Raw genomic sequence first — 13,804 nt, 5'->3', positions numbered from 1 at the left:
GCCAGCGTTCGTCCTGAGCCAGGATCAAACTCTCCAAAAAAAGTTATTTCAAACTTCTCATTAGAAGAAGATGATTGACTCATGATTTATTTTGAAACTCTTGCGAGTTTCTCTCATTGGCTGTCCTTGTTGTTTAGTTTTCAAAGACCATGGTTTTTTGTTTTGACCCGTTTGGGCCAGAATTATATCTTAGCATTTTAAACTTGCGTTGTCAACACTTTTTAACCGACTAGCACTGAGTGTTAACTCTTTTACCTTTGGTTTCTGGTATCTCTTCGGCTGTTTGGACCGGAGTTGTATCTTAGCATTTCCAACTCTCGTTGTCAATAACTAATTTTCAACTTGTTGTTTCGGCCTATTTTTTGGCCGGATGCATATATTAGCATCTTCAACTTAGGTTGTCAACAACCTGATGCTATAGACCTTTAGAGTAAATCGGGTCAACCCTGGACTGTGAAAAGCCAGCAGTTGCCAGCCAGCGGTCTCTTTACATCCTGGCTTGCCTTCCTCACGGCGGTTATCGTAAGTACACATCACATCCGTCAATTATAAACAAATAAACTATAGTATGGAGATATTTTTTCAATTCTCATAGAATTAAATGATATAATCAACTGTAGTTTCACAATGAATTGAGGTGTCTAATATGAGTACAGGCTTTAATATTGGTCAGTTCGAGGGCTTACCTTATATTTTATTAAGTGACGGTATTATTTTGGAGGCAGGAGAAAGATTTTTAGAACTTATAGGATACCGAAGGTCTGAAATTGTAAACAAGGGTATAGATTATCTTTACAGCCTCTTGCGGTTTAACGTTTATCTTGACGATATGCATGAAAACCAAAAGAGCTTTTTTATATTTACAAAATATCTTGAACCAAGAAAAGTTAAGTTAACAATACATACCGGATATGCCACCAGGACTGAGAAAATCTTTATTTTCGAGGAAGAACCCCGTTCAAGAATTGAACAAAGGTTTCCCTATATTGAACAGCAATTTAAGTATAACCTTAGCGGTTTTGCCATTTTTCAAGCTGAAGATTTTTTACTACTTAAAGCAAATCAACTCTTCTTGGATTTTCAAGGTGAACCGTTTAATAAACCTGAAACAAGCATTGGTATGAGTTTGCATCAGATATGTATTGGTTGGTCAGGCAGCAATTCCAATGATGAATGGCAAAAAGTTGTCGATACTGGAATACCTCTGGTTAACAAGGAATTCACTTACGAAGGATTAAATAGAGGCACTACCTATTGGGATGTAATGGTTATGCCTATATTGGAAGATGGTAAAGTTGAGTTTCTGGTTGAAACAGTTAGAGAAGTAACACAAGATGTTTTGAAAAGCAAACAAATAGAAGACCAAAAAGAATTAAATTTAGTTTTAGACAATATGATTGACGGACTTTCCTTGGTGGATAAGGACGGCAATTATATAAAGGTAAATAAAACGGTGAGAAACTGGTTGGATTCTGTAGAACCGAATTATATAGGCGGCACTTTAGAGACTGTAAAGTATTATGATCAAGAAGGGCAAGTACTTAAAAAGGAAGATTTACCTGCCTCCAGAATCCTGCGTGGTGAGATTTTAGACCAATATGAACTTTTGATGATTATTGGTGATAAAAAAAAATATATGAGCATAAGTGGAACACCTATTTATGACGACTGTGGAAATATTAAGCATGGGGTTTTTACTACGAGGGATATCACTGAAATAATAATGCAATCCAGAAAAATTAAGGAGCAAAATGACCAATTAGCTACGATTCTTGAGAATATGACCGATGCTTTAGCAATGTTGGATAAAGACGGTAACTATTTAATGTTTAATAAGGAAGAGTTCGGTAACTATCAACTAATTAAGTCTGTAAAAAAGATTGGCGACACTTACAAACAAGGCTTGTATTTTGACGAAAACGGAAGAGAAATCCCCCCTGAAAGTATGCCTGCAGCACGGGTTTTAAGAGGAGAAAAGGTAAAAAATATAAAAGTACAAATGAGGCAACCCGACGCCGAACTGTTTTTTTCGATCAGCGGTTCACCCATCCTTGACAAGAATGGAAATGTTCATATGGGGATTTTAAATAGCCTTGACATAACTAAATACAAGAAGGCCGAAGAAAAGCTGCGTGAGAGTGAAGAAAGGTACCGTACACTTTTTGAACATATGAATGAAGGCTTCTTCCTGGCTGAAATCATTTGTGATAAATTAGGAAAGCCAATAGATTATCGATACTTAGCAGCCAATCCTGCACTTGATAAAGTCATCGGATTAAAGCCAGAAGTAATTATTGGCAAAACAAGAAAAGAGGTTCAGTTACCTTCGTGGCTCTGGATTAATATATTAGGCAATGTAGCGCTGACAGGTGAATCAACTACCTTCGAAGGTTTTTCTGAGGATCTTAACCGTGACTTTCTAATAAATGCCTTTTCGCCAAAGCAAGGATTATTTGCTTGTCTTATTCAGGACATCACCGAGAGTAAGAGATTAGCAAATGATTTAAAAAAACAAAAGGAGCTACTTGAAGCTGTCATTGAAAACATGAATGGTGCTGTTGCTATCTTTGATAGTCAAGGTAACGGCATTTTAAGAAATGCTGAAGCTCGCAGAATGTATCCTGACGTAAGCACAGAGACTAAACTAGAGTGTATTCACAATGGCTATGTGTGTTTTGATTTAGAAAATAACATTATACCTGTAGAAAATCTTCCGACAAGAAGAGTACTTAAAGGTGAAAGGATAAGAAATGAAAGAATAATCGTAAAATACCCTGACAAGAGCATATATGTAGGAATAAATGCCGCTCCTGTCTTTGATTCTGAAAACAGCTTAATATCAGCAGTAGTAACCCACCATGACATTACACAAGTGGTGCAATATGAAGAAAAGATAAAAGAGCAAAAAGAGTTACTTGAAGTAGAATTATCAGACACCAAACTTCTTCAAAGTGTGAGCATCGAACTTCTCCGTAAAGATAATGTTTTGACACTGTATGAGAAGATTATTGATGCCGCAATGCAAATAATGCATTCACAATATGCCAGCTTGCAGATGGTGCATTCCGGACAGGGTAACAGTGATAAACTTCAACTGTTGGCTTTCCGTGGATTTAAACCGGAAGCGGCAGAGCTGTGGGAGTGGTTAGACTCTAAATCTGCCTGTACTACTTGCAGTGAAGCTTTGCGTACAGGTCGTCGTATAATTGTGCCAAATGTACAGGAATGCGGTTTTATGCTTGGTACAAAAGACCAAGCTATGTATCTGCAAACAGGTATCAATGCCGTCCAGTCTACTCCCTTGCGCTCACGAAGCGGAAGACTGATAGGTATGATATCCACTCACTGGAACGATCCTCACGAGCCAACAGAACGTGAATTGAGACATCTTGATGTATTAGCACGGCAGGTAGCTGACATAATTGAGCAAAAACAGGCTGAAGAAAAAATCAGATGGAATAAAGAAAAAGCAGAAATCCTTTATGAAGTGACCGGAAAACTTCTGGCTAGTGACCGGCCACAGGAGATAGTCCAGGAGCTTTGTCTTCGTATTATGAAGTTTCTTAAGTGTGATACTTTTTTCAATTACCTAATTGATGAAGAGAAAATGGGTCTACATCTTAATGCCTGTGCCGGAATTCCAAAGGAGATCGCCCATGAAATTGAATGGCTGGATTACGGTGTTGCAATCTGTGGCTGTGTAGCAAAAGATAGATGCAAAATAGTAGCGGAGAATATTCAGTCCTCACCTGACATCAGGACTGAACTTGTAAAGTCCTTTGGTATAAGAGCATATGCTTGTTATCCCCTTATGGACATGCAAAAGATCATTGGTACGCTTTCATTTGGTACAAAATCTAAAGATAGCTTTAACGAAGATGAACTTGCTCTGATGAAAGCAGTTGTTGACCAGGTTGCTATTTCATTGAACAGAATAAGAACAGAGGAAGTATTAAGAAGCCAGCAGCAACTCATGATAGAGGTTGAAAGAGAGAAAAATGAAGCTCTTGAAAAGGCAATCAAAATGAAGGATGAGTTTCTTGGAACTGTCAGCCATGAGTTCCGTACTCCCTTAAATGTAATCAATGCCGCTTTACAAGTCATCGAAAATCTATATGGTGATAACTTACATGATAAGGTCAAAAAACACCTGCAAAAAATTAAAGTTAATACCTACAGACAAATGCGTTTAGTCAGTAACCTTCTGGACATCACGAGGTATAATGCCGGACATTTAAAAATGACTCTAGAGAACCGGGATATCATCTTTATTTCCAATGCGATTATGAAATCCGTGGAGAGTATAGCCAAGGAAAAAGGAATACAATTAATATTCTCTACAGACACCGACTGCTTAGAAATGGCTATAGATGAAGAAAAATATGAACGTATCCTCTTAAACCTTTTATCAAACGCTATTAAGTTTACACCCAGAGAGAAATCAATATGGGTTAATATCTCAAGCCAAAATAGCAAGGCTGTTATAATGGTTAAAGACGAAGGCGTGGGCATCCCGAAAAATAAACAAAAGCTAATATTTGAACGTTTCGGACAGGTAGATAATTCCCTTACAAGACAAGCTGAGGGCACAGGAATCGGCCTCTCGTTAGTCAAAACATTGGTTAAAGGCATGGGCGGTAAAATCAATGTTTTTAGTGAAATTGGCAAAGGCAGTACGTTTAGAGTTATATTGCCAATTAATCAATTAAACGACAAAGGGCAAGGAAAGCCAATTATTGTCCCCGATGATAGACGAGTATTAAAAGCAATTGCCATAGAGTTCTCTGATTTATACTTAGACTAGAATGAAAAATTTGTTTATAATAAGTTAATTTTCAACAATAATCAATAAATTGCTGGGAATATTAGGTTTTTAACAGAACAATCCTGTCATTTAAACCTCTAATGTAGAAAACCTTGTCTTAATCCAAATCTTGAGAATAGATTGTCTAATATTTATAATTACAAATGGGCAATACCTTACGGCAAAGGAGTATTTTTTAAATGAATATTAACAAAATCAATGTATTGATTGCAGACGATAATAGAGCATTTAATGAATTATTGTGTGAGTACCTTGACTGTCAAAATGAAATTACTGTAGTAGGTACTGCGTTCAATGGTCTTGATGCAGTTGACTTAATCATAAAAGAAGAACCTGACGTTGTTGTGCTTGATATAATTATGCCAAAACTTGACGGGGTAGGAGTTATTAATAAGATAAATTCTGTAAACATAAATAGAAAGCCTCAATTTATCATGCTATCTGCCATGGGAGATGAAAACATTACTCAGCAGGCACTTGATTTAGGGGCAAAATATTTCATACAAAAACCTTTTGATATGGATACCCTGGTTAATAAAATTCGCGAACTATTATATGCCAAGGAATTAGAGGTAAGCGCCTAGCTTGCCATTTCCTAGCCTCGATCATTTAATGGCATTGAAAATTAAATTTTGTACATACTTCTCTAAGCAACGAAATATTCTGCCCCTCTCCATCGTCAAGGTTAATCGCTAAAAAGTGGCACGTATCATCAAGGCACACTGATATATTCCCTCACTAAATTACAACGCCGTAGCATAGCACGGAGAAAAATTTGTACTTATTTATAGTTTCTTAATGCAGCTTTAACCCTGGCCATAATTTCATCTCTCAAATCAAGAGGTTCCAGTACTGTTGCTGCTGATCCAAAACCAAGAATCCAGACAGAAAACTCGTTTCTTCCTATAATAGTATCCTCATACAACAGGCTTGCGCCGCCATTTTCGACGGTTAATTTACACTGACGATGAGCGACATCCTTACGCACTTTGTTAAAGGTTTGAGACCTGTTGAGGAATCGAACTTTAACGTTAAAGGGCTTGCCAAATTCTATCCCCCAGCGGGGGGCTAACTCAGCTTTAAGAGAAAACCCCTCAGGATATATGTAGGATTTAGATAGTTCCTCGAGGTTCATAATTTTACTGACATTAAATGTCTTGATGAGGCTGTCATTAACTGCCGCAAGATACCACTGCCTTAAGCGGGAATAATACACTAGCCCCAAGGGGTCTGCAGTGATGGGAAGAGAATTATAAGTAAAGCCGATTTGCCGATGCTTAGAAATCGCCTGTTGGAGCAAAATTAATACCTCACTGTCGACCTCAGCCGCGGTGGTCATATTCCCTTTAACATAGCGGAATGTTCCCGGGCTATCTAAATCAAGGCTGTGGAGGATCTTTTGCCTTAAAGAGAGAAGTTTGGGACTCTTTTCCTCGCTGTTGACGGAGCTTAAGATCTGTAGTGCTTCACCTACCGTCAAATGAAGTGGACTATGTTTTCGATTATAGGTATCCAGATAAAACCTGGTCTCTGGAGCAATTTCACCGTCTATGTCATCTAGGTCATCAGCAGGCCCGCTGTTTTCGTCTAGATCTGTATAAAGCGGAATATGAATCGCCGCAGCTTCCATTATAGTTTCTAAATCGTTTTTAATCATTGACCAGGGCACGGCACAGGCCTCTGCAATTTTCTGTCCGGTAATGCCGGGCTCCGCCTCGATCAATGCAAGGATTCTTTCCATGTGTAAATGGGGATCCATTTTAATCATCCTCCATAATTTTCAAGCATCTGCTCCAGATCTTTGATCACTGCTTCACGCAATTCATGTGGTTCGATAACTTCTACTCCTTGACCGAAGCTTCTCAACCAGACAGCCAATTCCCCCAGCCCATCCACCATATCTTCCATAATCATTCCCTCATCATCTTCTCGTAAAACACAGGTTTTCCGAAAACTGAGTTCTGCCTTCACTCGTTTAATGGTTGAATAGTAATTATGAAAGCGGATAACTACTTTAATCGGTTTTCCACCTCGATAAACTCCCCAAGAGTAATTGTACCACTCCTCTAAATCAAAACCCGGGGGTCTCGAAAAAATTCCGCCTATTTCTTTGATCGCCAGAATCTTATCAACGACGTAAGTTTTGATGTTTCCTTCTTGCCCATTATCTTGGGCAGCTAAATACCAGTTATCTAACCCCCAATGATACATAATACCCAGAGGATTTAGTTCCAACTCGGATACTTCTCCTTCATTTTTACGATAAAGTATCAAGGTCTTTTTGCAAGCCCGGGCACATTCCTCTAACCGTTGACAAAAATGGCTGCGCCTTAAATCTTCGATGGGCCTACGGCCATGAACAATAACTGTATCCTGGTCATTTTTCGGTATCTTTAAAGAAATTTGCAGCTTGGCTGTTAAGGATTTAGCCTCATCCTTAAGAGGGGACATCTCCTGCTGCACGGCCAAGTGTTCAAATAATAAGCTCTTCTCCGCTGTGTCTAATTGGATAGGCGGAATCACGAAGTTGGAGTTAAGCAAATAGATCCCTTGATGATTGCTTATAAGCTGTCGTTGCAGCAGTTCCTTTAAGTCTCGACCTATAGTTTTCTCGTTTTTATGGTCATTAAAGCGGGAGTAAATCTCCGTCACCTTTACCCCGTTTGAATAGGCACTGATAAAGCGCAGAATTTCCATTTGCCGGAGAGTTGCCTCTTTGATATTAAAACCATTCCAGCCGGTTTGCTGCAAAAAGATGCGTCCTTGACTATCATAGGTAAAAATACAACCTCGTCTTTCCATCTCCGTTAAATTACGATTTAAAGTGATTTGACTAACCCCCAAGAGATCAGCTAAGGTTTTAACGGTATACTCCCGCGGTGCAAAGGCCAGAGTCTTAATCAATTCATATTGAAGATCAGCCTTACCCATTTTGTCACCTCAATTTTAGTTTAGTGTAATTGTTCTACCTCTGGTAGTCTTTTCCTGCATAATAAACTTTAAACTTACAAACTGAATAAAGAAATCTCTGCTTAATGCCGAGTCTTGGTGAGAGCACACGCAGCTGGTGAACTCTTCAAACGCCATAAGATGCCCTTCCCCCGCTCGCTCTATGCTCGGTCGCGACAGAAATTTGAGTTAGTATAAAAAAGAGAGTAGGAGTTTAATTATGCTCACTACTCTCTTTTTGCTATTGCAGCTGTAATAAGATTATAGACTTAATTCAAGATCCTTTTCTCCCCTTTGAATAGGACAAGAGACCATAAATACCCGCCGAATACCTTTGCTACAAATTGGCCTAATACTATCCAAGGTATGAAACTGCCAAAGGCAATAGTTGGAAAGGCAATTGAATCTACAGCAGATGATATAACGTTAGAACCATTTACTTTTAAGAAACGCGAGTGATTCTTTAATAATTGATAAACTACTGTATCGGTGAAGCCTGTTAATAGGAAAGCAATCAAAGATGCTATAGCAATTCGCCCCGCCCCTTGATTTAATAAATATGAGATTGCAGCACCTGTAGATATCAAAAGTGCCATCTTTAACCAAAGATTCTTATGATTCCACCGCTCGTGCAATGCGTCCCTAGAAACGAGATCAAAGGCGATTAATAAAAAGGCATTTATGGGGGTAGAGACAGGGCCAAAATAAGCAACCGATAAATTTGCTAAAACATTAGCTGTTAAATAAGCTAGAACCATAAACATATGTTAAACACACTCCCTCAAATCATTAATTGATTTGTTCAGTTTGAAGTTCATAACTAGAAGAAGTCCCTTGTATGAATTCAGGGACTTCTTCTAGTTATAAACAAATTAATCAAAACTCATAATACCCTCTAAGTCTTTATATTTCAAGCACAATAGGTCTAAAGCTTTTCTAGCTACATTTACAAACGAAGCTGCAACTTCGGGATAAAATATAACGTCGGGCCTACCAGTATTAACTGATAGGCCTGACGTTATTTATTCATGCATTGACCTAAACATCCGATCTGGTCAGCATTCCTTCTAATACTTTCTATTTATGCTCAGAAACTTGCATTAATAAATAGTGATCTACCATAGCCAACCAAGAATAGTTATCAACGCTCACCTTTCTCGCCCTTGCTCTTATATCTTTCTTATCTTCCTCTTCGATACTCTTACCTTCGTCGTAAGACAGCTCCCTTATTTAGTATTGTTCTCTTGTCCCGAATTCAGCGGATTCTACCCATTCTTCGGCACGACTCACCAGCAAAACTAACTCCTCAAGGATTATGTAGTGATCTTCTTCTTGTTTTATCAAGTATTCAAATAATTGTTTTGATTCATCATCCGTGACCTCAGATAAATAGGTTCGATAGAGATCGATACTGTCCTGCTCATTTTGTAAAGCCGAACGATACACCCTTAATTGGTCGGGAGTTTGTTTGAACTCCATGTTTTTAAAGATGTTTTTTGCCTCAGACAATGTTTCATTCTCGCTTAAATCATACGCTTGTTGATTGGCTTTTTGTTGCAAAACTCGGGCGTGGATTTTTTCATCCTTTGCCAACATCAGAAACACTGTGTTTAAACTATTGTCTTTATTGATTTCCGCCTGTTCCTTGTAATAATTTTCTCCATCGATTTCCATTTTTATTGCAAATTCAAAGATGTTCATAAACTTCTCCCCCAATCAATAACTTAACTATTGTTCGATACTATCCTTTAAAATTGCCTATGCTGTGTAAAGCTGCCCCAATAGCATTCAATCCACCCAAAACTGCAGCACCTTCTAATGCTCCAACGATCCATACCACCAGCGGACCACCCACTACGAGAGAGCCAACTCCTGGAATGAATAAGAACGCTGTCCAAATAAGTAATCCCCATAGTCCACCCCAGAATGCTCCTAGCTTACCCCAATATTTAACTCGATCACCGGTATTGTAATACCCCACCACATGCTCTTCCGTCTGAAAGTCCTTACCAACGACGGATAATTTCTTCAAATCGAAGCCTGATTTCTGAAGTTCCTTATAGCCCCCTCTGCCTCAGCGTGAGTATTGAAAATAGATACCACTGAATTTTCGACTGACATACTCTCACAACCTTTCATATTAATATTTCCTTATCCATGGGATACTAACCCAACCTAACCTAATCTATGGACAGAAATATGACCAACCTCATATATAAGTCTACAGACATTTATGGATGGTCAACAAATGGTATCGATACGATGTTCGTCCTTAATCTGGCTCATTGCTATATATAGGCTAAAATGGTAGCATCAAATAAATTCACAAGAATTAGTAAGTGATAACAGGATGGGGAGGAACTAAAGTGGAAAGACGCAAAGCTTATATTGAAAAGATCGAGGCTGCCCTAGAAAAATATGATGCCAAATTAGATGTGATGAAAGCCGAGATCGCTATTGCTAAGGAAGACTTGAAATTAGAGTATCTTAATCAAGTTGAAAAAGTTGAACGAAAAAGAGATGATTTCATGGTAAAATATGAGCAACTCAAAGATAGTAGCGAACTTGGCTGGGAAGATATTAAAGAAGGAACAGAAAAATCCTGGAGTGAGTTGAAAGATTCAATTGAAAAGGCGATCTCACGATTTAAGTAATCCTGAAGGAACACAAACCCGTTTTTTATAACAAATTGTTAGGATCCTAAATTAGATAGCACCAATTTAGGATCCTAACCTCATTCTCAACCTGCAATTAAAGGAATACCTTTTCGATGAACCATGTGGCTACCTCCAATCTTAACCTTAAACAAAGTAATTCATGTCTCCTGCTATAATGCAAAAATCTGTCTTCCAATTTGTCAGACAAGGTACGGAAATCAACGGATATTTAGGGAATTATATAGAAAAATGGTTTTACCCCGAAAAATAAATAAAACCCGCAAATTCAGTTATATCACTGCTTTGCGAGTTTCCCCAATTTCTTATTTGGTCGGAGCGACATGATTTGAACATGCGACCTCTACCACCCCAACGACACGGAGCAACTTGTTATAACTTAGCTTATTCTGTTAAAACCCTTTAGTATCAAGGGTTTCAGGCATCGGTCATACCGGTGCCTTTTCTAATTTTGTTATACTTTATTACCTATTTTTACCCCCGTTGCATTACCAGTTGCATTGCTTTCTAAAAGCTGTGAGCCTATGCTTCAGAACTGTTATTTCTCCAGGCTCCTTATTAATTCATTCGCAATATTTGTACTATCCAGTCGCATGATAATTTCCTCTGCACTACCAAAACTTAAAAGATTGATACTCCCATACCACACGATTCGTTGGTCAAGGACAGCATATTTTTGGTGAATATTCGTTTTGAAAACGACACTTACTCCTGCATCCCTCAATAAATCCAGAGTATTGTGTAATGTACCTGCATTCTTGTCCTTAAAATCTTCAGGTGGTCGTGTTATTACGATGATTCTTACCTTATTTTTCAAGGCAATTCGCAGATGCTCCAACATATGTAGTGTACGTCTCTTGGTAACAAAGGGGCTAACGATTATAATCTCTCTTTTAGCATTTAGAATATCGTTTGTGTATACCGATAGAAAATTGCTCATGTCATAAATTACATCAATTGACTCTGGTGCGCTGCTTTCGCTGCCTTTTGCTTTATAACCAATGGCTGCATAACCGTTAAGCCGTTTATGGTACATCCGCTCAAGCATTCTTACATGGGTATCCACGTAATCATAAATTTGGACTTCATTTTTGTTGGCAAAGTGTCTGTGCAGCCTTCCGGCATATTGCTGTAAAGTACCTTTCCAGGATATTGGCATCACTAAAAACAAGGTATCGAGGCGTGGTTCGTCAAAGCCCTCCCCAATATATTTACCTGTGGCAATCAAGGTAACCTGCTTATCAGCGGGTGTTTCTGCAATTCTATTCATTATCTCCCTAGTCTCTTTTATTCCCATTCCACCGGTTAATGAGATCACTTCGGGAATTTTCTCCCTTAGTTTTTGGGCAAGCATTTCGACGTGTGCTGTTCGCTCAGTTAAAACGAGACAGTTTCTGCCCTGTTCAAAGCTGTTAACTACATCATCTAGGATCTGTTGATTCCTAAATTCATTAACAACGATTTCGGAATAGAATTCTTGTATGGATACATCCTTTTCATTCTTATCCAGAGGGACTCTGAGGGACGTGAACCTTGGTATCACATAATGTTCAAAAGGTCTTTTGGCAGCCTGTTTTTTAGCATCATCCTTGTAGCGAATAGAACCACATTGCATAAATATGATCGGATGATGACCATCTTTTCGTTGAGGCGTTGCCGTTAATCCAAAGACGTATCGGGCATTTGAACTTTTCATAACCTTCTCAAAGCTAAAAGCGGCTATATGATGACACTCATCCACGATTATCATGCCATAATTTTTCACGCAATCCTTGACTTCATCCATTTTGTTTAAGGATTGCATGACGGCTATATCTATTATTCCGCTCAAGTTATTTTTTCCTGCTCCCAGTTGCCCAATAATACTATATGACTTTTTCCTTCCTTTTTTATTCACTTCGCCCAAAGCGGGTAAATCTTCATGGATGGTCAGGAATTCCGTTAATCTCCTTTTCCATTGGGTTACCAAATTCACTTTATCCACTATAATTAGCGTATTAACTTTTCTCTCAGCAATCAGATTAATGGCAACCACTGTTTTGCCAAAAGCGGTTGTTCCAGAGAGCACTCCTGTATCATACTCAAGCAATTTTTTTAGAGCCAGTGGTTGTTCATCCCGCAAACAGCCGTTAAATTCTACATTAATGCTTCTGCCATGATTTGTTTTATCGCTAAATTCTGGTTCAAGTTTCAGTTCTGTAAAAAAAGTCTTGAGTTCGGCTTCACACCCTCTTGGCAGACAGAGATAGTCTTCTGTTTCGTCAGAGCATGCTATTATGCGGGGTATTCTACTAACGGATAACCGCATAGCTTGAGCTTTATAAAACTCCGGATTGTGGAAAGCCGCCAACCGTTTTAATTGATTTAAGGCTCTTTGGGAAATACCTAATTTCGGGATATATAACATATTGGCTTTGACAATTTTTATAGACCTAGGGAAATCATGCACTGATAATTTGACAGGGTTAGTTTCCCATGGCTTATTTAATTCTTCTTGATCATCCTTTTTCAAAATTCCGAGTTCGTTTCCAGGGCAAAGTCCTGAAATGATCATTTCAACATCCCGTTCGGAGAGCTTTCTTATTGTAGATAAAAATTCCCATTGATCCTTGTAAGGCTCAAAAATGTCATCTATAAAAACACTGTTATTCTTACTCCTTGCCGCTTTTTGCAAAGGGAGGGCAATTAAATTTCCCAAACCGCCCTTTGGCATAGCTGTGAAATATCCTTCTGCCACTCTCCCTCATCAAAGTCAATGGCTAAAAAATAGCATGTTTCATCCAGGCACAGAGGATATATTCCCACAACTAAATTGTTACGACCTCTCAAATGATCGTCAATTGCCTTTTCATCCAAAGGGGCATAAGCCTTATGAGAGCAAACACTGCATTTTTCCTTTGGTTTTTTGCATAGCCCAGGCTTCCATTCATTTAAGCAGTACGGTGAATATCCATTTGTACCCTTCTTTTTGTTTTCCCACCGTTTAGCATAAACATCATCCCGGCCTTTAAATAGGGACCTAAACAATGCAATTTTGTCCTTAGGTTCTGACATATTATTTGTGTTAAATTGCAGAGTTTCGTTTTCTGATAATTGGTTAGGAACTTCTAAAACAGCATCAGGACTCGGAAATAAGCTGTCCTCAAAAAAAGTTTCTGAGACTCCATGAGAAATAGCCCGATGTTCTGAAACACCGAGCTTAGAATTTAAATAGCTTATTTCTTCTTTTAGGCTGTTATTTTCAAGTAACAAAGTTTGATATTTTTTAAGCAGTTCTTCAAAAGTCATAATGCCGTCCTATAATTACTTTAACCTACCTGTTGACCGTCCAGTTCAGGAAACTTAATATCCTTCC

At 38.5% G+C, this 13,804-nt stretch carries 10 protein-coding genes; 3 read left to right on the top strand and 7 right to left on the bottom strand.

Going from position 1 to position 13,804, the window contains the following annotated elements:
* Positions 1-646: 646 nt before the first annotated feature.
* On the top strand, positions 647-4,804 hold the full coding sequence (locus tag DP73_RS22165) for a GAF domain-containing protein (protein ID WP_052090855.1): 4,158 nt from the start codon (positions 647-649) through the stop codon (positions 4,802-4,804).
* 200 nt (positions 4,805-5,004) lie between these two features.
* Positions 5,005-5,409 (top strand): response regulator, encoded by a 405-nt coding sequence (locus DP73_RS18550; RefSeq protein ID WP_052090853.1) that lies wholly within the window; start codon positions 5,005-5,007, stop codon positions 5,407-5,409.
* A gap of 197 nt (positions 5,410-5,606) precedes the next feature.
* Here DP73_RS18550 and DP73_RS18545 read toward each other — a convergent pair whose 3' ends face one another.
* The 5 genes from DP73_RS18545 to DP73_RS18525 all read right to left on the bottom strand — a co-directional run bounded on the left by DP73_RS18545 (position 5,607) and on the right by DP73_RS18525 (position 9,806).
* Positions 5,607-6,584: a WYL domain-containing protein gene (locus DP73_RS18545; RefSeq protein ID WP_034601576.1), complete on the bottom strand. Its 978-nt coding sequence runs from the start codon at positions 6,582-6,584 to the stop codon at positions 5,607-5,609.
* Positions 6,585-6,589: 5 nt separating this feature from the next.
* Complete coding sequence (locus DP73_RS18540; protein WP_034601575.1) at positions 6,590-7,756, bottom strand: WYL domain-containing protein; 1,167 nt, start codon at positions 7,754-7,756, stop codon at positions 6,590-6,592.
* 287 nt (positions 7,757-8,043) lie between these two features.
* Positions 8,044-8,538, bottom strand: a complete 495-nt coding sequence (locus tag DP73_RS18535; RefSeq protein WP_034601573.1) for a VUT family protein — start codon at positions 8,536-8,538, stop codon at positions 8,044-8,046.
* A 466-nt stretch (positions 8,539-9,004) separates the two neighbouring features.
* Positions 9,005-9,475, bottom strand: coding sequence for a ferritin family protein (locus DP73_RS18530; RefSeq protein WP_034601571.1), 471 nt, complete (start codon positions 9,473-9,475; stop codon positions 9,005-9,007).
* A gap of 40 nt (positions 9,476-9,515) precedes the next feature.
* Positions 9,516-9,806 carry a hypothetical protein gene (locus tag DP73_RS18525; protein WP_052090851.1) on the bottom strand — a complete coding sequence of 97 codons (291 nt, stop codon included), beginning with the start codon at positions 9,804-9,806 and terminating at the stop codon, positions 9,516-9,518.
* Between the two features lie 334 nt (positions 9,807-10,140).
* On the opposite strand from DP73_RS18525, the gene DP73_RS18520 reads away from it, so the two are divergent.
* Positions 10,141-10,428: a hypothetical protein gene (locus DP73_RS18520; protein ID WP_034601570.1), complete on the top strand. Its 288-nt coding sequence runs from the start codon at positions 10,141-10,143 to the stop codon at positions 10,426-10,428.
* A gap of 559 nt (positions 10,429-10,987) precedes the next feature.
* On the opposite strand, the gene DP73_RS18515 is transcribed toward DP73_RS18520, so the two are convergent.
* On the bottom strand, positions 10,988-13,186 hold the full coding sequence (locus DP73_RS18515; protein WP_348982465.1) for a DEAD/DEAH box helicase family protein: 2,199 nt from the start codon (positions 13,184-13,186) through the stop codon (positions 10,988-10,990).
* Positions 13,135-13,737 carry a hypothetical protein gene (locus DP73_RS24335; RefSeq protein WP_348982464.1) on the bottom strand — a complete coding sequence of 201 codons (603 nt, stop codon included), beginning with the start codon at positions 13,735-13,737 and terminating at the stop codon, positions 13,135-13,137. Before DP73_RS24335 ends, DP73_RS18515 begins: the two co-directional genes overlap by 52 nt.
* Positions 13,738-13,804 lie beyond the last annotated feature (67 nt).

Origin of the sequence: Desulfosporosinus sp. HMP52 (assembly GCF_000765145.1) — a bacterium.
Taxonomy (GTDB): Bacteria; Bacillota; Desulfitobacteriia; order Desulfitobacteriales; family Desulfitobacteriaceae; genus Desulfosporosinus.
Note: the sequence above shows the minus strand (reverse complement) of the source record. Positions and strands in the feature narration are given on the sequence as shown.

Bases quoted from the DNA above. Each gene is read 5' to 3' on its own strand.
- DP73_RS24335 (WP_348982464.1), bottom strand. From the start codon at position 13,737: ATGACTTTTGAAGAACTGCTTAAAAAATATCAAACTTTGTTACTTGAA.
- DP73_RS22165 (WP_052090855.1), top strand. From the start codon at position 647: ATGAGTACAGGCTTTAATATTGGTCAGTTCGAGGGCTTACCTTATATT.
- DP73_RS18540 (WP_034601575.1), bottom strand. From the start codon at position 7,756: ATGGGTAAGGCTGATCTTCAATATGAATTGATTAAGACTCTGGCCTTT.
- DP73_RS18545 (WP_034601576.1), bottom strand. From the start codon at position 6,584: ATGGATCCCCATTTACACATGGAAAGAATCCTTGCATTGATCGAGGCG.
- DP73_RS18530 (WP_034601571.1), bottom strand. From the start codon at position 9,475: ATGAACATCTTTGAATTTGCAATAAAAATGGAAATCGATGGAGAAAAT.
- DP73_RS18535 (WP_034601573.1), bottom strand. From the start codon at position 8,538: ATGTTTATGGTTCTAGCTTATTTAACAGCTAATGTTTTAGCAAATTTA.
- DP73_RS18550 (WP_052090853.1), top strand. From the start codon at position 5,005: ATGAATATTAACAAAATCAATGTATTGATTGCAGACGATAATAGAGCA.